The organism is Vagococcus sp. WN80Y (genome assembly GCF_059621045.1).
The window spans coordinates 1-19,345 of record NZ_JCAQHY010000138.1 but is presented as its reverse complement, the minus strand read 5'-3'; the positions used below and the strand labels follow the sequence as shown (position 1 = coordinate 19,345).

At 37.1% G+C, this 19,345-nt stretch carries 16 protein-coding genes, 2 pseudogenes and 2 other annotated features; of the genes and pseudogenes, 16 read left to right on the top strand and 2 right to left on the bottom strand.

Annotated elements, in window-relative coordinates; genetic code table 11:
- Positions 1-33: 33 nt before the first annotated feature.
- From pflA to trpA, 15 genes and pseudogenes are all read left to right on the top strand, one after another.
- Positions 34-810 carry a pyruvate formate-lyase-activating protein gene (gene pflA / locus AC5KOD_RS07975; protein ID WP_496914017.1) on the top strand — a complete coding sequence of 259 codons (777 nt, stop codon included), beginning with the start codon at positions 34-36 and terminating at the stop codon, positions 808-810.
- Between the two features lie 92 nt (positions 811-902).
- Positions 903-1,994: a zinc metalloprotease gene (locus AC5KOD_RS07970; protein WP_496914016.1), complete on the top strand. Its 1,092-nt coding sequence runs from the start codon at positions 903-905 to the stop codon at positions 1,992-1,994.
- Positions 1,978-2,616, top strand: coding sequence for a GntR family transcriptional regulator (locus tag AC5KOD_RS07965; RefSeq protein ID WP_496914015.1), 639 nt, complete (start codon positions 1,978-1,980; stop codon positions 2,614-2,616). Before AC5KOD_RS07970 ends, AC5KOD_RS07965 begins: the two co-directional genes overlap by 17 nt.
- A 236-nt stretch (positions 2,617-2,852) precedes the next feature.
- The gene (locus tag AC5KOD_RS07960) at positions 2,853-4,046 is read left to right on the top strand and encodes a quaternary amine ABC transporter ATP-binding protein (protein ID WP_496914014.1); all 1,194 of its coding nucleotides are present in this window, start codon (positions 2,853-2,855) and stop codon (positions 4,044-4,046) included.
- A pseudogene (locus AC5KOD_RS07955) lies at positions 4,039-5,758 on the top strand (ABC transporter permease/substrate binding protein). The gene AC5KOD_RS07960 and the pseudogene AC5KOD_RS07955 overlap by 8 nt, the downstream one beginning before the upstream one ends.
- A gap of 157 nt (positions 5,759-5,915) precedes the next feature.
- Positions 5,916-6,869 carry a LysR family transcriptional regulator gene (locus tag AC5KOD_RS07950; RefSeq protein ID WP_496914013.1) on the top strand — a complete coding sequence of 318 codons (954 nt, stop codon included), beginning with the start codon at positions 5,916-5,918 and terminating at the stop codon, positions 6,867-6,869.
- A gap of 15 nt (positions 6,870-6,884) precedes the next feature.
- Positions 6,885-7,811, top strand: a complete 927-nt coding sequence (locus AC5KOD_RS07945; RefSeq protein WP_496914012.1) for a manganese-dependent inorganic pyrophosphatase — start codon at positions 6,885-6,887, stop codon at positions 7,809-7,811.
- 165 nt (positions 7,812-7,976) lie between these two features.
- Positions 7,977-8,909, top strand: coding sequence for a DUF1803 domain-containing protein (locus AC5KOD_RS07940; RefSeq protein ID WP_496914011.1), 933 nt, complete (start codon positions 7,977-7,979; stop codon positions 8,907-8,909).
- A 103-nt stretch (positions 8,910-9,012) separates the two neighbouring features.
- Positions 9,013-9,235: a binding site (T-box leader), on the top strand.
- Positions 9,236-9,282: 47 nt separating this feature from the next.
- Positions 9,283-9,513: a binding site (T-box leader), on the top strand.
- 69 nt (positions 9,514-9,582) lie between these two features.
- Positions 9,583-10,959 (top strand): annotated as a pseudogene (trpE, locus tag AC5KOD_RS07935) (anthranilate synthase component I).
- Entirely contained in the window at positions 10,943-11,524 is a 582-nt protein-coding gene (locus tag AC5KOD_RS07930; RefSeq protein ID WP_496914010.1) for an anthranilate synthase component II, read from the top strand. The pseudogene trpE and the gene AC5KOD_RS07930 overlap by 17 nt, the downstream one beginning before the upstream one ends.
- Positions 11,525-11,528: 4 nt before the next feature.
- Positions 11,529-12,551, top strand: a complete 1,023-nt coding sequence (gene trpD, locus AC5KOD_RS07925; RefSeq protein ID WP_496914009.1) for an anthranilate phosphoribosyltransferase — start codon at positions 11,529-11,531, stop codon at positions 12,549-12,551.
- Positions 12,552-12,554: 3 nt separating this feature from the next.
- Positions 12,555-13,316, top strand: coding sequence for an indole-3-glycerol phosphate synthase TrpC (trpC, locus tag AC5KOD_RS07920; RefSeq protein WP_496914008.1), 762 nt, complete (start codon positions 12,555-12,557; stop codon positions 13,314-13,316).
- Complete coding sequence (locus AC5KOD_RS07915; RefSeq protein ID WP_496914007.1) at positions 13,313-13,930, top strand: phosphoribosylanthranilate isomerase; 618 nt, start codon at positions 13,313-13,315, stop codon at positions 13,928-13,930. Before trpC ends, AC5KOD_RS07915 begins: the two co-directional genes overlap by 4 nt.
- Positions 13,927-15,132, top strand: coding sequence for a tryptophan synthase subunit beta (trpB, locus tag AC5KOD_RS07910; RefSeq protein ID WP_496914006.1), 1,206 nt, complete (start codon positions 13,927-13,929; stop codon positions 15,130-15,132). The genes AC5KOD_RS07915 and trpB overlap by 4 nt, the downstream gene beginning before the upstream one ends.
- On the top strand, positions 15,125-15,901 hold the full coding sequence (gene trpA, locus AC5KOD_RS07905) for a tryptophan synthase subunit alpha (protein WP_496914005.1): 777 nt from the start codon (positions 15,125-15,127) through the stop codon (positions 15,899-15,901). The genes trpB and trpA overlap by 8 nt, the downstream gene beginning before the upstream one ends.
- Before the next feature lie 62 nt (positions 15,902-15,963).
- Here trpA and AC5KOD_RS07900 read toward each other — a convergent pair whose 3' ends face one another.
- Entirely contained in the window at positions 15,964-16,992 is a 1,029-nt protein-coding gene (locus AC5KOD_RS07900; protein WP_496914004.1) for an ROK family protein, read from the bottom strand.
- Between the two features lie 760 nt (positions 16,993-17,752).
- Between AC5KOD_RS07900 and AC5KOD_RS07895 the strand changes: the two genes are divergently transcribed.
- Positions 17,753-18,538: a pseudouridine synthase gene (locus AC5KOD_RS07895; RefSeq protein WP_496914003.1), complete on the top strand. Its 786-nt coding sequence runs from the start codon at positions 17,753-17,755 to the stop codon at positions 18,536-18,538.
- A 358-nt stretch (positions 18,539-18,896) separates the two neighbouring features.
- On the opposite strand, the gene AC5KOD_RS07890 is transcribed toward AC5KOD_RS07895, so the two are convergent.
- Positions 18,897-19,345: IS30 family transposase (locus tag AC5KOD_RS07890; RefSeq protein ID WP_496914002.1), on the bottom strand; the 449-nt coding region annotated here is incomplete at its 5' end.

Genomic DNA, 19,345 nt, shown 5'->3' with positions numbered 1-19,345 from the left:
CACACCTTTTTAAATAGGAGAAGAGGAAGAGACATGACAGAGTCAGCAGTAGGAAGAATTCACTCAACAGAAAGTTTTGGTACCGTTGATGGACCAGGCGTGCGTTTTATCGTCTTTACTCAAGGATGTCGAATGCGTTGTCAGTTTTGTCATAACCCTGATACGTGGAAAATTGGAGTTGGCGGCCGCGAAGTGACTGCGGATGAAATTTTAGCCGAGGCGATTAAATATCGCAGTTATTGGGGTGAAAAAGGTGGTATAACAGTCAGTGGTGGTGAACCATTGTTGCAACTAGGTTTCTTAACCGATCTCTTTAAAAAGGCAAAAGCTGAAGGGATTCACACTACGATCGATACCTGTGGTAAGCCTTTCACTCGTGAAGAACCGTTCTTTAGCGAATTTCAGGAGTTAATGAAGTATACTGATTTATTATTATTTGACATTAAACACATTGATGCTGAAGGACATAAGATTTTGACTCAAAACACGAATGAAAATATTTTAGAGATGGCAAAATACTTATCTGAAATAGGGAAACCAGTTTGGATTCGCCACGTTTTAGTTCCTGAACGCACTGATTATGATGAGTATTTAATTCGTTTAAATGCGTTTATCGAAACATTATCAAATGTAGATAAAGTGGAAATTTTACCTTATCATAAAATGGGAATCTATAAATGGGATGAACTAGGTCTGGACTATCCGTTACTAGGGATCGATCCACCTACTCAGGAGCGGGTTAAAAATGCTCAAGAGATACTCCATGTTAATGATTACCAAGGCTATGCGACTCAAACCTACGGTAAATAGTAGTAAGCACTGAGTAAGACACTTAGTGCCTTTTTTGGGTAGGTACGATATAATTGTCCAAGAAAGCTAGTTTAGTAAGGAGTTAAGCGTCGATGAAAAAAGGGATTAAAAAGAGTATCGCTATTTTATTTTTTCTAATTATTTGTGGTATCGCTGGTTTTTTTATTGGGTATTATCTGGCCAATAAAGACTTATCTTTTTATCAGGTAAGTTTGTTAGTCCTATTTTTTATTGCTCAAATCGCTATTCACGAAGCAGGTCACGCAATATGTGGGTATATTACGGGGTATCGGATGGTCAGCTATCGATTATTTTCTCATCTCTGGGTGTGGCAAGAAGGTGGGGTAGTTTATCGTCGACAAAAGGTCCCAGGCACTTTGGGGCAGTGCTTAATGAAACCACCGACCTATGTGTCAGGAAAGTATCCTTTTAAGCTTTATTTGTTAGGCGGTGTTCTGGCCAATTTTATTAGTAGTGGTTTTGTGTTCGCTATATTTCCAACCTCAGTATATAGTTTTCTATTTTTTGTGATTGGTGTTTTTTTAGCAATAACTAATTTGATTCCTTTTGGTTTCAATGATGGTATGAGTTTAAAATTGGCTTGGAATAATCAAGAGGTTCAGTACTTATTATACTTACAATTTGAAATAAATTACCAATTCTCCAGAGAGAAGACTTTTGATGATTTACCTGAAACTTATTTTAAGCCATTGTCGGCAGCAAATGATAATTATTTTTTTACTTATCATACACTGATTCGTTATACCTATTATCTAGAGCGATTTGAGTTAGATCAAGCAAGAGGGCTACTAGAGGAATTGTGGTGTGAATTAGAATCGCTTGTTCCGCTCTATCGTATCGAATTAAAGAAAGAGCTCTTATTTTGTTTGGCAGTCTTAGATTCTAAGGATCCGCGAATTGAGGCAATTATGGCTGATAAATTAGTCGCTAGCAGTCTTAATTATCCTTTGATGAGTAATAAACGAATATTGGCCAGCTATCATTATTTTGTGAAGGACGATTGGAAAACTGGTTCTCAGCTGACACAAGCCGGCTTAGAGCTAGTCGACAAGTCTCCATTAAAGGGTGAAGCTGTTTTGGAAGTCAAATTAATTGAATGGGTAGATGAGCAGGCGGTTATTTATATTAATACAAGAGGTGAAGCAGATGTTAAACCAGCCTAAGGCACGTCGCTCACGCTATCAGAAAGTATCCGTTGATGTAGCCAAGAGAATTGCTAAAAATGAGTTTCAAGTAGGTGACAAACTTCATGCTCGTTCAAAATTAGCAAAGTATTATCAAGTGTCACCAGAAACTGCTCGAAAAGCTGTGACAGTCTTAGTTGATTTGGATATAGTCAAAGTAAAGCATGGTAGTGGTTTTACAGTTGCTTCAACAGAACTAGCGAGAGAGTTTGTTGAGCAGTATCACGACGTTCAGTCGATTGGTGATTTGAAAACTATGTTAGAAGATAGCATGCTTCGCCAACAAGAGGAGCTTAATTTTTTTGCTGGTGCGCTTAATCAATTACTTGCACAAACAGATAATTTTTACACAACTAATCCCTTGAACCCTTTTCATGTCAAGGTGACAGAAGAGTGTCGTTATCTTAATGAAACTGTAGCAGATATTAATATTTGGCAACAGACCACGGCGACCTTAATCGCGATTAATCGTGACAATGAATTATTTGTTTCTCCAGGTCCATATGCCCAATTGTTAGTTGATGATTTACTTTATTTTGTCGGCAATGATTTTTCTAATCAGCAGGTTGAAAACTTATTTTACCCTGAAGAGCCATCTTAAAACAGAAGAAAAGAGACTACCTTAAGTCAGTTAGCAAGACTAAAGGTAGTCTCTTTTTGTGGTAGTTTAAAATCCTTATCATTATACTAATGGAAACGTGTAACAGAGTAGTTTTTTTAACTAGTTTTAGACTGATAATTAAGGTGTTTTTTTGACAAAGTGACTCTATCGTTATATGGTAGATAAGTCACTTTTACGATGTATCGTAAAAAAAAAAGTTAGTTGGAGGAGTCAGTTTGCCAAAAGTAAAAATAGAAAACTTAACAAAAATTTTTGGAAAAAAAGTTAAACAAGCGTTGTCAATGACAAAAAATAATGAAAGTAAGACAGCTATTTTGAAAGCCACAGGTGCGACAGTTGGTGTTTATAATGTGAATTTTGAAGTAGAAGAAGGTGAAATCTTTGTTATTATGGGTTTATCTGGTAGTGGTAAGTCAACCTTGATTCGTCTTTTAAACCGTTTAATTGAGCCAACTGATGGCGATATTTTTATCGATAATCAAAACATTTCAACTTTGGATAAAGAAGGGTTGCGTGAAGTTAGACGCACTAAAATGAGTATGGTTTTTCAAAATTTTGGTTTATTTCCACATAAAACAATTTTAGAGAATACAGAATTTGGGCTAGAAATTCGCGGAATTACTAAGGTAGAGCGTGAAAAAAAGGCTATTCAAGCATTGGAAAACTCTGGCTTGTTACCCTATAAGGACCAGTACCCTAACCAGTTGTCTGGCGGAATGCAGCAGCGTGTAGGTTTGGCTCGTGCATTAGCTAATAATCCAGAAATATTATTGATGGATGAGGCTTTTTCAGCTTTAGACCCATTAATCCGTCATGAGATGCAAGATGAGCTATTAGATTTACAAGCAACTGTAAAGAAAACTATTATTTTTATTACCCATGATCTGAATGAAGCGCTACGTTTAGGTGATCGAATTGCCTTGATGAAAGATGGCGAAATTATGCAAGTCGGGACAGGGGAAGAAATCTTAAAAAATCCAGCAAATGATTATGTGGAAAGTTTTATCGAAGGAATTGATCGCTCTAAAGTTTTAACAGCAGAGAGTATTATGATTCCTGGAATTACGACAAACATCGATGTTGATGGCCCTAATGTGGCGTTAAGTCGAATAAGAAAATCAGAAGTAAGTCTGCTAATTGCAGTTGATCGAAAACGTCAATTAAAAGGCTATGTAACGGTTGACGATGCTTTGAGAGCTCGTAAGGAAGAGTTATCATTGGCTGAGGTTATGCGAACGGATATAATTTCAATTGATCGTGATACCTTACTGAATGATATTTTTGATTTGATTCATGATTCACCTGCACCTGTAGCAGTTACTGATAATGGTCGTCTATTGGGAATTATCATTAGAGGCGCGATTGTAGCAGCTTTAACTAAGACAAATGGGGTGACGAATAATGAGTAATACAAGTATGATGACGAAATTACCTGTTGCTAAATGGATCACAACATTGGTTGATTGGTTAACTGAAAGTTTTGCAGGCTTCTTTAGAGTTATTCAGGTTATTGGGCAATTTATTATGGAATCTTTTACGTCTTCGCTAGTGATGATTCCGCCGTTTATTTTTATTTTAATTGTTATGGTGGCTGCGTATTTTGTTTCTGGTAAAAAATGGGGACTTGCAGTGTTTAGTGGCGTAGGGCTATTATTTATTTATAATCAGCAATTATGGAATGACTTAATGAATACTATTACGTTAGTTATTGTGTCGAGTTTAGTTTCTGTGGTTATTGGTGTGCCACTCGGTATTTTAATGGCGAAAAGCAACAAAGTTCAAACAATTGTGACGCCTTTTCTCGATTTCATGCAAACAATGCCTGGCTTTGTTTATTTAATACCTGCAGTTGCATTTTTCGGTATTGGTGTCGTACCGGGAGTATTTGCTTCGGTAATTTTTGCCTTACCCCCAACAGTTCGTTTTGCTAATTTAGGCATCCGTCAGGTACCGACTGAATTAGTTGAAGCATCAGATTCTTTTGGTAGCACAGGTTGGCAAAAGCTATTGAAGGTAGAACTACCATTAGCTAAAAATACTATTATGGCTGGCGTTAACCAAACAGTGATGCTTGCTTTGTCAATGGTTGTTATTGCATCAATGATTGGAGCACCCGGGCTAGGGCGTGGAGTATTGTCTGCTTTACAACGTGCTCAGGTTGGAAATGGCTTTGTGAGTGGGGTGGCAATTGTTGTTTTGGCGATTATAATTGATCGTTTTACTCAATACCTTAACAAGGATAAATACGATGCATAAAAGGAGTTTTGTTGTGAGAAAAACGAAATGGGTTATCATGCTGGGAGTATTGTCCCTATTCATATTAAGCAGTTGTGGTCAAACAGAAAAAAGCGAAAGTAAGGGCGATGTTTCTCTTGTCTATGTGGAATGGGATACCGAGTTAGCTTCAACTAATGTTATCGGACAAGTGATTGAAGATATGGGCTACAACGTCACGTTAACCCCTTTAGATAATGCTATTATGTGGGAGTCTGTGGCAAAAGGAGAAGCAGATGGTATGGTAGCGGCTTGGCTACCAAATACGAGTGGCGCTCATTACGAAAAATTTAAAGATAAAGTTGATAATTTAGGGATTAATTTGCCAACAGCTCGAGTAGGTTTAGTTGTTCCAACTTACATGTCAGTTGATTCAATTGCTGATTTGAAGGATGAAGCAAAGAAAACAATTGTTGGTATTGAACCAGGTGCTGGTGTTGTTATGGCTGCTGAAAAAGCCTTAAAAGATTATCCGAATTTGAGTGATTGGACAATTGATACTTCGTCATCAGGTGTGATGACAGTTGCTTTGGACCAAGCCATTCGTAATAAAGAAGAAATTATTGTCACTGGTTGGTCTCCTCATTGGAAGTTTGCTAAACATGATTTAAAATATCTAGACGATCCTGAACAAAGCTTTGGTGGAAAAGAATCAATAAACACAATTGTTCGTCAAGGTCTACAGGAGGATTTACCAGAAGTGTATCATGTTTTAGATAACTTCCAATGGGATGAGTCAGATATGGAAGAGGTAATGTTGCAAATCAATAAAGGGGAAGACCCTGAGGTAGCAGCTAAGAATTGGATTACTACGAATCCTGATAAAGTCGCTAAGTGGAAAGAATAACTAACTAACAATCATTTTCTTAAAGAGGGAAATGATTGTTTTTTGTTCTGTCAATTAAAAACGAATGTCTAATCCAATGGTTTTATGATACAATATACAGGGGTTTAGAGTTCGATGAATGAGGTAAGAATCTTTAAGTTAGAAAGAGGGGACGTTGATGAAGGATAATCCAAATGAGTTGATTGCGTCACGAGCATTTGCCTATTTTTTGCAGTTGGCGGAAACATTAAATTATACAAAAACGGCTCATCTCTTAGGGATTTCGCAGCCAGCTCTAACTCAACAGATTAAAAAGATGGAAAGTAAGCTCGAGGCTCCTCTATTTTATACGGTTGGCAAGCAGCTTCATTTAACTAAAGCTGGTTTGATTATGCGGGAAACAGTTGAGTCAATTTATGAAACACTAGTAGAGGCGACAGAACGGATTCATGATGAGAATTCAAGCACTCGGGGTAAAATCACAATTGGGATTTCTGCTTCAGTTGAAGACCGAGTTTTTACCAACTTTATTACTGAGTATTTTAAGGACTATCCTGATATTGCTGTTACTTTGTTTATGGTAGGGCGTAAAGAAGTTTGGGAGTTTTTAGAAAAAAATCGAATTGATATTGCTATTTTATATTTACCGACAGGTGCATTACTTAAACATAAGGATTTTACTGCTCGAACCATTATTCATGATGAATTGTTATTTTTGCATCATAATGATGAGTTAACTAATAAAAAAAGTATTACGTACGATGAGGCGCTGTCTTTTCCTTGGGTGTCCTATCCTAAAAGTTATTTTGTTTCTCAGGTTATTCAATCAGCTTTTGAAAAGCATGGCTTAAAACTGCCGCAAAGTGTGGCGCATTTTACAAAACCGGATCAAATGTTTCGTTTTAGCAATGAAACTGAGATAAATACCGCTTTACCCCGTTCATTTTTTCAAGCTCATCAAACAGAAGGGGCGCTTAGGGCGATACCATTTGAACCTGCTATTCAATTGGAGCTAGCGTTTGTTTACCGCAAGGAAAAAATCGATGTTCCACGAATTCATCATTTTTTTAAAGAATTCGATCACTATATAAACAATGAGGATTATATTTCTCGTTTAAAAAATAAAGAATAAAGGAGTCATTTTATTATGTCTAACGTTTTAATTTTCGGGCATCAAAATCCCGACACTGATGCGATTACATCAGCTCTTTCTTTTGCTTATTTACAACAACAATTGGGGATTGACGCTGAAGCTGTTGCCTTAGGAGCAACGAATGAAGAAACAGATTACGCCTTAAATTATTTTAATACTCCGGCTCCCCGTGTGATTGAATCAGCAAGTGGTGAAACAAAGCAAGTGATGCTTGTGGATCATAATGAAGCGCAACAAAGTGTGAGTGATATTAGTGAGTTAGAGGTTTTAGCGGTTGTTGATCATCACCGTATCGCTAATTTTGAGACGGCTAATCCACTTTATTACCGCGCTGAGCCTGTTGGTTGTACGAACACAATTATTTTAAAGCTATTTAAAGAACACGGCATTGAGATTCCGAAAAATATTGCAGGATTGATGTTATCAGCGATTATTTCTGATTCTCTACTGTTTAAATCACCAACATGTACGCCAGAAGATATGGCTGCTGCTAATGAATTAGCCGCAATTGCCGAGGTAGACATTGAGTCATATGGATTAGAGATGTTAAAAGCGGGAACCAATCTTAGTACTAAAACTGAATTTGAGTTGTTGGATATGGACGCTAAAAGCTTCCCGATGGGTGAGAAGAATGTAAGAATTGGTCAAGTTAACACGGTTGATGTTAATGAAGTTTTGGCTCGTCAAGAAGTGTTAGAGACGGCGATGACGACTCAAAATAGTGAAGCAGGCTATGATTTATTTATCTTGGTTATTACCAATATATTAGACAGTGATTCTGCCATTATTGTTGTCGGGGATGATCAAGATAAGGTGGAAAAAGCCTTTAACACGTCATTGATGAACGGCGTTGCACATTTACCAGGTGTTGTTTCACGTAAAAAACAAGTGGTACCACAATTGACAGAAGCATTTAAATAATTGTTAACCAAACGTAGCTCGGACATAAAGTGGTTTGACTCCGAGCACGTTTGTCACATAACATACGTGAAATAAATGGAGGATGAGACTTTTTGTCCCATCCTCGTTATTTTTCATTATAAGTAGATCATAATAATATTATGTTAACTAGATTGGGATGATAAGATGTTTGATATGATTAAAGTGCCGTTTTTAAAGCAAGTAGATACGTTTGAATTGGTTAATTTGACTCAATTAGGAAAGCTTCATAATTGGTTAAGGCGTCAAACTAATGGAGCGACGATGCAAGAAATTAAACGCGCTATTCCAGATTGGGAGACAGTTGACCGAGAAATGGAAATTTTTGTGAGTCATCATCTGATCGAACGTGATAAGCGTGTTTATCGATGTCTGGTTCCAGAGATAACTGAAGATGAGCTTACTGCGCTTAATGATAATAGTTTACAAATTTGTAAGGAAATCGAAGAGTCTGTGTTTACTGATTTACCGATAATAACAGAATTTCCTTGGCTAATTGTTGCGACTTTGGCTGAAGTGAAGCGAAAAACATTTTCTCGAGTTGTAGCTTTGCCTCAATCAGCTGTTCACCCGATTTTTTTTGCTGTTCAGCAAAGTGGAAAATTTCTCTATGTTGATGTTAATAAAACTAAGGATGAACCTATAGGTTTAGCGAGCTATTTCGCTGGTTCTAAGGAAAGCTCTTTTAGTCAAGAGTTGTTGAAAGATATTGGGGATGTTAATCCAAGTTATTTTTTAGAAATGTCAGGCAAACAATTAAAATTAATCGCTGACGGTAAGCAACCACGAAATAGTCGAGGAAATATCTTTTTGAAGACTCTTAAAATGTTAGATTATGTGATAAAAGAGACAGAAGGCTATCAAACGGAAGCAGTGTTGTCTAAAATTGAGGCGTCTCAATTAAATGAAAGTCAGAAAATTATTAGTCAAATTATTGATGGTTCCCTGAATAAGATGAATCTAGATGACGATGTAGAAAAAGATGTTCTTAAGGCTTTAGTTATCAATGCTCTGCTAAAAAAACAGCAAGGAAAAAAAGAACTTGTCATGGTATCAAAACCCAAAAAAATCAGCACTTAATCTAGTGTTGATTTTTTGTTAGAGATAATTAAAAAATGTTATGATAAAAAACTTTTTATTTTATCATTGACTTTTAATCTTTAATCACGTAGTATTGTAAAAAAGACAAGCAATGAGAAAGATTAGTAGTAATTGATCGGTTTTATTAGAGAGTTAACGGTGCTGGAAGTTAGTAAACCACAATTATGAATGGACTTTTGAGCTAAGTGTTGAAGTTAGTAGGCATATTCGGTTAGTTCACCGTTATCGGGACACGCGTTTTTAGCGCATAAGTGGATTGACATATCAATCAATTAAGGTGGTACCACGGGTTTCTCGTCCTTATTTTCAGTAGAAAATAGGTGTGAGAGCTTTTTTGTTTTATAAGTGAATAGTAACTGCGTTAAGCAGGATGAGTACTTTTTAGTTGATGTTTTCAGAGAGTTAGCGGTGGTGAGAGCTAATAGCAACACAAAAAGGAATGGACCTGTTAGTTAAATCTTGAAATAATAGTAGGGATTTACGGGAGCTCCCGTTACAGAGTAGGTTATTGTTAGATGACTGTTGAGATGGGCAGAGGTATGTCCAAATTGAGGTGGCACCGTGAGTGAAATTCGCCCTCAAATGATTAGTGATTAATTATTTGAGGGCTTTTTGTGTTTTGGTTATAAAAGTATGAAAGGATGTTGGAGAAATGAGAAGGATTAGAACTCAGTCGGCTGATTGTTTAACAGCTATTAGTATTTATTTACGATTATCAGGTAATAAAAAGTGTTTATTAGAAAGTATTCCACGGGATCGAGAACAAGCTAGTTACTCAATTGTTGGGGTGGATCCAGTCCATGAGATTCAATCCTTTGGTCACCAACTTATAATTGATAATCAAATCAAAGAAGTAAGCGATCCTTTGAAAGAAATTGAAAGCTTCATAAGTCGTGAAGAGCAAGAAACAGACCTACCTTTTGAAGCTGGGACAATTGGCTATGTGGGCTATGATGTCAGTGCACTCTATGAAGAGGTTGGAAGGATACCAGAAGATCAGTTAGGTATACCTGATTGTCATTTTTATGTGTAGGAGTCTTTTGTTATTTTTGATCATTTGAAGGAACAGGTCATATTAATTCAAGATAATCTATATTCTCAACGGAGTGTAGAGGACATGGAGAGCACTATTGAAGTGATGGTAGCACAGTTGAAAGTGCCACATCCGGATGAAACGCGAAAACTCAAGCTTGAGCCTCTGACGTTTACTAGTAATCTTAAGCAACACGAATACGAAGCATTAGTTAGAAAAAGTAAGACACTTATTAAAAGGGGAGATATTTTTCAAGTAGTACCCTCACAACGATTATCAGCTCCCTTTACTTTTGATAGCTTTGATTATTATCGAGGGCTCCGATTAACTAATCCATCAGCCTATCTTTACTATTTAGATTTTGGTGAAACTAAGATTATTGGCTCCTCACCAGAAAGCCTTGTGAGTGTACAAGGACCTCGAGTTATAACTAATCCAATTGCAGGAACATGTAAGCGAGGACGAACTGTACAAGAAGACCAGCAATTGGCAGATGAGCTAAGTCATGATGAAAAAGAGTTGGCCGAACATCGGATGTTAGTAGATTTAAGTCGAAATGATATTAGTAAAATTACCGAAGCTGGTTCGGTTACTGTGCCGCTATATTTAGTTGTTGAAAAATACCGATATGTCATGCACTTGGTTTCAGTTGTTGAAGGTGTCCGCAGTCCGGACGTGACTGCGATGGATGCGCTAAAGGCTACCTTACCTGCTGGAACAATCAGTGGTGCACCAAAGATTCGAGCGATGCAGCGTATTTACGAGTTAGAGCCAACCAAGCGTAATGTTTATGGTGGGGCAGTCGGTTATCTAACTCACTCAGGTAAAGCCGATTTTGCAATTGCGATTAGAACAATGGTTTTACACAAAGGGATTGCTCATGTTCAAGCTGGAGCGGGAGTGGTTCATGATTCTGATCCAACCAAAGAATATGAGGAAACCTTACATAAAGCTAGGGCCTTACTGGAGGTTGATAGTAATGATTTTACTTGTTGATAATTACGATTCTTTTACTTACAATTTATTGCATTACCTGAGTCCTTATGGCGAGGTGATAGTCCGACGGAATGACGCTGACGATCTGGTTGTGTTGGCCGAAAAAGCAAAAGCGATAGTCTTTTCACCTGGACCTGGAAGACCTGAGGATGCTGGCAAAATGAACGAGTTGATTGCGGCTTATGCCGAATACAAGCCTCTTCTTGGTATATGTTTGGGGCATCAAGGAATTGCTCAGCACTACGGAGGAGAGATTGTTCAGTCTAATGAAATCCGTCATGGAAAAATTTCTAGGATGAGTTGGATGAAAGATAACTCATTATTTATAGATTTACCTAATGAATTTGCGATTATGCGGTATCATTCCTTAGTTTTGAAGATAGACACGCTACCTGCTGAGCTTGAAATAATAGGCTTTGCTACTGACGATCAAGAAATTATGGCATTGAAGCATCGCACATTGCCTATTTATGGCTTACAGTTTCATCCAGAGTCAATCGGGACCGAATATGGGCATCAGTTACTAAAGAATTTTATGACAATCGTTAATGAGGAAGAAGGGTAGATGAATGAATACGTTACTAACTAAATTATATGAGCAAAATGATTTAGCTCAAGAAGAGATGAAACAGTTATCGCGACAATTATTTGAGGGAGAGTTAAGTGATGCGCAAATCGGAGCGTTACTAATTGGCTTGAAAATAAAAGGTGAGACAGTCGAAGAGATGACTGGGTTGGTGGAGACAATTAGAGAGTTTTCAGTGCCAATCGAGACCCAATTAACAGATACGATCTGTAATTGTGGGACAGGCGGAGACCTGTCAAACAGCTTTAATATCAGTACAACGGCAGCGTTCGTTCTGGCTGCCGCTGGAATGAAGGTCGCTAAAACGGGAAATCGAAGTATCTCAAGCAAAGCTGGAAGTTTTGATACATGTGAGGCTCTAGGTATAGATTTCCTAGTATCTGCTGAGCAACAGTCTCAACAGCTGGCTGCGACTAATTTAACTTTTTTGTTCGCTCCCCATGTTCATCCGCGGATGAGTTACGTGATGCCAGTACGCAAAAGTTTGGAGACTCCTACAATTATGAATTTAATCGGACCTTTGACTAATCCTGTTGCTTTGGAGTATCAACTGATGGGGATTAATCGACGAAGTTTATTAATAAAAACGGCTGAAACAATTCAAAAATTAGGACGTAAACGAGCCATCGTAGTGACCGGATCAAAAGAGATGGATGAAGCTTCTTTGTCTGGCGAGACACATTATGCCCTACTAGCCGATGGTAGAATTTCTTGTCATGTCCTAACTCCCGAGGATGTAGGCCTACCTTTTTATGAGTATGAGGCTATTCGTGGAGGTGATGCTACTGAGAATGCTGAGATTTTATTAGCGGTGTTAAGGGGAGAGAAGAGCCCCTACTATGATACTGTCCTTTTGAATGCTGGATTGGGGTTATTTGCCGGTGGAAGAGTTACAACTATTCAAGAAGGCGTTCATGAAGCGAATCAACTTTTGCAAAGCGGTGCTGCTATGCAAGTGTTAAGTAATCTATTGACTTTTCAACAGTATATGAAAGCGAGGGAATAATAAATGACAGATTTTCTTAATACAATTATCGCGGTAAAAAAAGAAGAAATAGCTAAAATGCCTTTTGAAGAACTGGCAATAATTAAAGAGCGACCATCTTTTTATCAAATGGTTAAAGCTAATCCAACGAAGATGCACCTTATTGCAGAAGTCAAGCGAGCTTCACCCTCAAAAGGGGATATTATGGTGGCTGTAGATAGCATCAAACAGGCAGAGGTTTATGAAAAGGCTGGAGCTAGTGCGATTTCAGTGTTAACAGATGAACAATTTTTTAAAGGATCAATCACTGATTTGCAAGCTATTGCTCAAAGAATTGAGCTCCCTATCTTATGTAAGGATTTCATTATTGATGAGAAACAACTTATTCGGGCACGAAATGCTGGTGCATCTATCGTGCTATTGATTGTTGCTGCTTTACATCAAGTGAGATTAGAGGAGCTATATCAAAAGGCAGTTGATTTGGGACTTGAGATTTTGGTAGAGGTACATAATCAAGTTGAGTTGGATGTTGCAGAATCATTAGGGGCTCGATTAATTGGTGTTAATAACCGAAATCTCACGACTTTTGAAGTCAATCTTGATGTGAGCCATCAATTAGGCGTTCATTTTAAAACATCTGCTCTGTATTTTAGTGAATCTGGTATTCGTGACTCTAATGAAGTAATGGCGTTAGCTCCTTATTTCAATGGCGTCTTAATAGGAGAAACCTTGATGAGAGCAAAAAATCCAGCTAGTGTGGCTAGCAGTTTACAGGTGAGGAGATGAAAGTAAAAATTTGTGGACTGCGTAAAAAAGAGGATGTTGAAGCAGCTGTGATTGCCGGAGCTGACTATGTCGGGTTTGTATTTGCGTCCAGTCGCCGTCAAGTAACTCTGGAAGAAGCTCATGATTTGACTAAAAATATTCCTGATAAAGTTAAAATAGTGGGGGTATTTGTCAATCCAACATTAGAAGAGGTACTTTTAGCCATTAAGAAGGTGCCTCTTGATGTTGTTCAGTTACATGGTCAAGAAAAACCAGAGTTTGTTGCCCAGTTTAATTGTCCAGTTATTAAGGCGATTGCCGCTAATGATAGACATTATTTACAAACGATCGACACCTTTCCTTCTACTGTGTCTTTTCTCATTGATACACAAGGTGACAGGTGTCTAGGAGGAAATGGTCAGGTATTTGATTGGATGAAGATTGAGTCAGAGAGGTTACCTAAAGATCGATTATTTATTGCAGGTGGCTTGACCTCAGAAAACGTGAACGCAGCTATTGCTTATTTTCAACCTTACGGAGTGGATGTTTCTTCTGGAGTAGAAACAAAGGGAAGAAAAGACGGCAATAAAATAAATGAATTTGTTATGAAAGCGAAAGGGGAACACAAGAAATGACTTATAAAGCACCTACAAAAAAAGGGGTTTACGGACAATATGGCGGCCAATTTGTACCAGAATCATTGATGAAGGCTGTTAATGAATTAGCGATAACATACGAGGAGTCTAAAAATGACAAGTCTTTTCAAGAGGAGCTTAATTATTATTTAACAAAATATGTCGGAAGGGAGACACCGCTATATTTTGCTGAACGATTAACAGCAGCGGCTGGTGGCGCGAAAATCTTCTTAAAACGAGAAGACTTAAATCATACAGGCGCTCATAAAATTAATAATACAACTGGTCAGGTGCTACTTGCAAAGCGAATGGGCAAAAAGAAAGTAGTTGCCGAAACAGGAGCTGGCCAACATGGAGTAGCGACTGCAACAGTAGCAGCATTGTTTGACATGGAATGTACCATTTTTATGGGTGCTAAGGATGTCGAGCGGCAAGCTCTTAATGTGTTTCGGATGGAGTTGCTTGGAGCAAAAGTAGTAAGCGTTGAATCTGGCAGTAAAACACTCAAGGATGCCGTCAATGAAGCACTGAGATTTTGGGTGGCTAATGTAGAGGACACACATTATGTGATGGGTTCAGTTTTAGGCCCTCACCCTTTTCCAGAAATTGTTCGTGATTATCAAAGTGTAATTGGTAAAGAAGCTCGGCAGCAATATCTTGATTTAACTGGAAAATTGCCAGATGCTTTAGTAGCTTGTGTGGGTGGCGGTAGTAATGCTATGGGTTTGTTTTATCCTTTTGTTAACGATCAAGAGGTGTCGATGTATGGGGTTGAGGCTGCTGGGTTGGGATTAGAAACAGCTTTTCATGCAGCGTCTATTACAAAAGGAACAAATGGCATCTTACACGGCGCTCTGATGAAGCTTTTGCAGGATGAACATGGACAAATTGAGGAAGCTTTTTCAATTTCAGCAGGGTTAGATTACCCTGGCTTAGGTCCCGAACATTGCTATTTTAATGACTTAGGACGGGCTCGTTATGTAAGTATTACTGATGATCAAGCACTGACCGGGTTTCAATTATTATGTCAAACTGAAGGCATAATTCCAGCATTGGAAAGCTCTCATGCAATTGCTTATGCAGTTGAACTTGCAGCTGAGTTAGGCTCAGATAAGTCGCTGATCATTTGCTTATCTGGACGTGGCGATAAGGATGTTGCGCAAATAAAGAAACGGTTAGAAGGAGTAAATATTAATGGCTAAGACACTAGAAATTCATTTGCAGACAATTAAGAAACGAAAAGAAGCTTTGATTATTCCGTATATAATGGCAGGGGCCCAGGGGTTAGACCAGCTAGAACACGAATTAAAATTGTTAGAAGCAGCTGGCGTTAGCGCGATTGAAATAGGAATTCCTTTCTCTGATCCAGTAGCAGATGGACCGATAATTCAAATGGCAGGTTTGCGAGCGTTGGAAGCCGGAGTTACTTTAAAAAGAATTATCAAAGTTATTCAGCAGACAACCGTTAAAACACCTTTAGTGATCATGAGTTATTTTAACCCTATTTATTCAATGGGCATAGAGCATTTTGTTGAAGAACTCAAGGGAACAACTGTAAAGGGGCTGATTATTCCAGATTTACCTGTAGAACACCAAGATTATCTACAGCCTCATCTGGAACAAACAGATATTGCCATAATTCAATTAGTTTCACTTACAAGTTCAGAGAAGCGAATCAAAGAGTTGATTAGTCAAGCTGAGGGCTTTATCTATGCTGTAACAGTGAATGGAACAACAGGACAGCGACAAGCGTTTGATCATTCAGTTGGTTCATACTTGGCAAATTTACAACAGCAGACGGATATTCCTGTCCTTGCAGGATTTGGAATCGCTCATAAAGAGCAGGTTGAGATATTTATTAAGAGCTGTGACGGTGTAATTATTGGCAGTAAACTGGTTAAATTATTACTTGATAACCAGACGGAAGAGCTAACTGATTTCTTAACAGAGGTAGTTTCAGTTACTTATTAACAAAGGATCTGTCTTATCGTAATTAATTCATAAGACAGATCCTTTCAATATAGTTAATATAGTTAATTTTGTTTAGTTTGTTGAAAATGAATCACAGCACCTAAAAGATTGGCATCATTTTTGTATTTGCACAGAGTTAATTTAGGATTAGGTAATTCTTTTTGAGAAGTAAAGAGAGTTTTGAAAATAGTTAACAACCCATTTTCTTCTTTCAACAATGTATCAACTGCTTTTTCTAGGTTAGGTAAAAGTTCTTTGTTATTACTCACACCGCCACCAATACCGATTAATTCTGGCTGGAAGGCTGTATTTAAAGAAATAACAATTTCAGCAAGCGATTTATACATATTATCCAGTTCTTTAGATGCCACAGAATCACCATCTGCAGCCAATTGGAAAACATCTTTGCCATCAATAGCAGAGGGGAGTTTAAGTTTTTTTAAGGAAACACGGCGAGCGATGTGTACAGGTGATACTTTACTATTGTTAATTGTTTTAACGCCATCAGCCACTAACTTATCTAATTTATCGAGTTTATCAGCAGTATCTGTCAGAATTTTTCCTTTTGAAACAATAGAAAATCCAATTCCAGATCCAATAATTAGAAAAATAGCTTCTTGATGACCCACACCAACGCCCATTGTCATTTCTGCTAGAGCAGCACTGTTTGCATCATTTAACATTGATACTGGAAGTCCAGTCGCTGTTGCAAATTCTTGTTGAAATTCTCCAAGATGTAAAAATGGCACATAACTGAGCCCATTAATCATCCCAGTTGTTTCATCAGTATCTCCAGGGCAACTTAGCGCAATACCAGTAATTAGATAAGTATCGTTTTGTCTTTTTAATAAGTCGTTTATTGCATCGTAAAACAATTTACGTGTAAGAGGTGTTGGAAAGCTATTTTTTTCATGTAAATCATTCTCTTCCCAAATACCAAATTTAACCGCTGAGCCACCAATGTCTAGTGCTAAAAGAGCCAAAATAGTCACATCCATTCTGTTATTTAATTTCTTTCTCTCTTTATAGTAAGTTATCATGATTAGAAGTGCAAAGTATATTACTTTTAGTTGTTGATAAAAAAGTTTCAAAAACTGCACATCATCATGAATTTTTTGATTTTACGAATATGCTTCAAGATGTTATATTAAGTATGTAAATGTTCACAATAATTTTGTTTAAATTTTTTTCATCCTATGGGGAGGAAGTAGCGGAAACTACTTCCTTTTTTTATTTCCATTTTTTCGTTAAAGGTATATTTATTAAGCGGAAGGCTAGAGTTGCTTGTTCCAACATGTTACAATGTTTATAAAAGAAGTTAGTTGGGAGGGGAGCTTTTGGGGAGAAAGCATTTAAACAATGGTTACAAAACCTAAATCAATCAATGGCGAAGCAGCAACAACTTATGCTAGGTTGCCAACTTTTTTGGTGCTCAGTTTAGTATTGTACATCATTCAGTGGCTTCCGTTTCTTTTTATGCTTTTTTTGTTATTTATTATTATATTCATTTATAGAAAGACTTCTGATGAACTTGCTTATCTAAATTTATCACTCATTTCGTTGGAAAAAGACACAATACTTAATAAAGAAGCTTGGTTTCTAAAGGATCCTCGTTATTCTTTAAAAATGAATCTGTTAAAAACTAATCTAGCACAAATAATCAAGTATAATAAACAGCTCGGTTACTTCATTTTAATTCTTATGATAATTACTATATCTATCTATGTGATTTATTGAACTTACGGAACTAACCCTTATGTTATGAGTTAGCTAAAGAGATAATAATTTGAATTAAGTGCTTTGATATATGTTATAATTGAATAAAATAACAGGTCTAAAAAGGAGTTAAGAATGAAACAAGCACGTCAACAATCGCTTAAGCAAGCTAACCAAGGTTCTCATATTCAGCATGAAGCAAAAGAAAGCTTGCGATTGAATAAATATATTAGTGATGCGGGTCATTGTTCCCGCCGTGAAGCTGATCGTTTAATTGAAGCTGGTAGAGTGACCGTTGATGGGAAGGCTGCTGTAATTGGATTAAGAGTCACTCCAGAGCAGAAAGTAGCCATTGATGGCAATAATGTAACTCCTAGAATTGAGAAAGTTTATATCGCTTTACATAAGCCTGCCGGTATAACAAGTACTACGGATCAGGCTGTTGAAGGAAATTTGACGGATTTTATGAATTATCCGGAAATGATTTTCCCTATTGGTCGTCTGGATAAGGAGTCTACCGGACTGATTTTGTTAACAAGTGATGGTGATATCGTGAATAAGATCCTGCGGGAAGAAAATGGTCATGATAAAGAATATCAGGTAATGGTGGACAAGAAATTTGATGAAACGTTTGTAACGTGTATGGAGACTGGGGTAGAGATATACAATCCAGTAGCAGATAAACGACAAATTACTTTACCTACAAAAGTGGAAGTTATCGGGCATAAAAGCTTTAATTTAATATTAAGACAGGGATTAAATCGTCAGATTAGACGGATGTGTCAAGAGTTAGGCTATCAAGTAGTTCACTTAAAACGCAAACGAATTATGAATGTTGAATTAGGAAATTTAGCTGAAGGACAATGGCGCTACTTGACTAAAGAAGAATTAATTGATATTAATGAAGCTATAAAAAAATAAAAATATTAGCCAATTAGTTGTTATGAATATCAATTAGCAGTTAATTGGCTTTAAACAGACATATAAAGCAGTTTTAAAATGTTCTTTATCTTAGGAAAAGGATAGAGAAGTACTATAGTATTTCTCTTGAAAATCAAATAACATTTTAGTTTACATAATATATATTATACGAAGTAGATTTTAGGGGCCACATGTCAAGGTTAAATGCAACAAAGTATTGTTGATATACCAATTAAAATAACATTTTAGCTGTTTTTAATACGTGACAGTTTTACGTGTTAGGTAAAAATCGTTTGGAGGTAAAAAATAACATAATTATTTTTTTGACTTAGAAATAAGAATACGTCTATTAAACTAATTATTTTAGCATGAGACATTCTTTTTCAAATCTATAATTTGCTGATTGCCATTTCAATGTTTTACGTGGACGAGTATTGATGGCGTTTATGGAGTCATTTAAGTGCTCTTGACTGACTTTTCTAAAGTCAGTGGGTTTTCGATAGTATTCACGCAATAAGCCATTGTGATACTCATTAGATCCACGTTCGTGCGGTGAATAAGGATTGGCATAATAAATCTTGACACCTAAAGTTGTTTCAACAATCCCAATGTTTGCATGATGGACAAATTCATTACCACGGTCGCAAGTGATCGATTTAATACTATTTTTTGGTTGAAGCTCGACTAACTGTTTCATTGCTTTCAACATACAATGGGAGTCTTGATTCGCCATCTTAATCGCAACGTATTTCCGTGTCTTTCGCTCTACAAACGTTGCTAAACAAGCTGATACACCACGTTTAGACA

What these genes read in the sequence shown, in the direction of transcription:
- trpA (WP_496914005.1), top strand. Translation starts at nt 15,125, where the DNA reads ATGGCTAAGACACTAGAAATTCATTTGCAGACAATTAAGAAACGAAAA.
- AC5KOD_RS07940 (WP_496914011.1), top strand. Translation starts at nt 7,977, where the DNA reads ATGTTTGATATGATTAAAGTGCCGTTTTTAAAGCAAGTAGATACGTTT.
- AC5KOD_RS07915 (WP_496914007.1), top strand. Translation starts at nt 13,313, where the DNA reads ATGAAAGTAAAAATTTGTGGACTGCGTAAAAAAGAGGATGTTGAAGCA.
- AC5KOD_RS07970 (WP_496914016.1), top strand. Translation starts at nt 903, where the DNA reads ATGAAAAAAGGGATTAAAAAGAGTATCGCTATTTTATTTTTTCTAATT.
- AC5KOD_RS07895 (WP_496914003.1), top strand. Translation starts at nt 17,753, where the DNA reads ATGAAACAAGCACGTCAACAATCGCTTAAGCAAGCTAACCAAGGTTCT.
- trpC (WP_496914008.1), top strand. Translation starts at nt 12,555, where the DNA reads ATGACAGATTTTCTTAATACAATTATCGCGGTAAAAAAAGAAGAAATA.
- AC5KOD_RS07945 (WP_496914012.1), top strand. Translation starts at nt 6,885, where the DNA reads ATGTCTAACGTTTTAATTTTCGGGCATCAAAATCCCGACACTGATGCG.
- pflA (WP_496914017.1), top strand. Translation starts at nt 34, where the DNA reads ATGACAGAGTCAGCAGTAGGAAGAATTCACTCAACAGAAAGTTTTGGT.
- trpD (WP_496914009.1), top strand. Translation starts at nt 11,529, where the DNA reads ATGAATACGTTACTAACTAAATTATATGAGCAAAATGATTTAGCTCAA.
- trpB (WP_496914006.1), top strand. Translation starts at nt 13,927, where the DNA reads ATGACTTATAAAGCACCTACAAAAAAAGGGGTTTACGGACAATATGGC.
- AC5KOD_RS07965 (WP_496914015.1), top strand. Translation starts at nt 1,978, where the DNA reads ATGTTAAACCAGCCTAAGGCACGTCGCTCACGCTATCAGAAAGTATCC.
- AC5KOD_RS07930 (WP_496914010.1), top strand. Translation starts at nt 10,943, where the DNA reads ATGATTTTACTTGTTGATAATTACGATTCTTTTACTTACAATTTATTG.
- AC5KOD_RS07950 (WP_496914013.1), top strand. Translation starts at nt 5,916, where the DNA reads ATGAAGGATAATCCAAATGAGTTGATTGCGTCACGAGCATTTGCCTAT.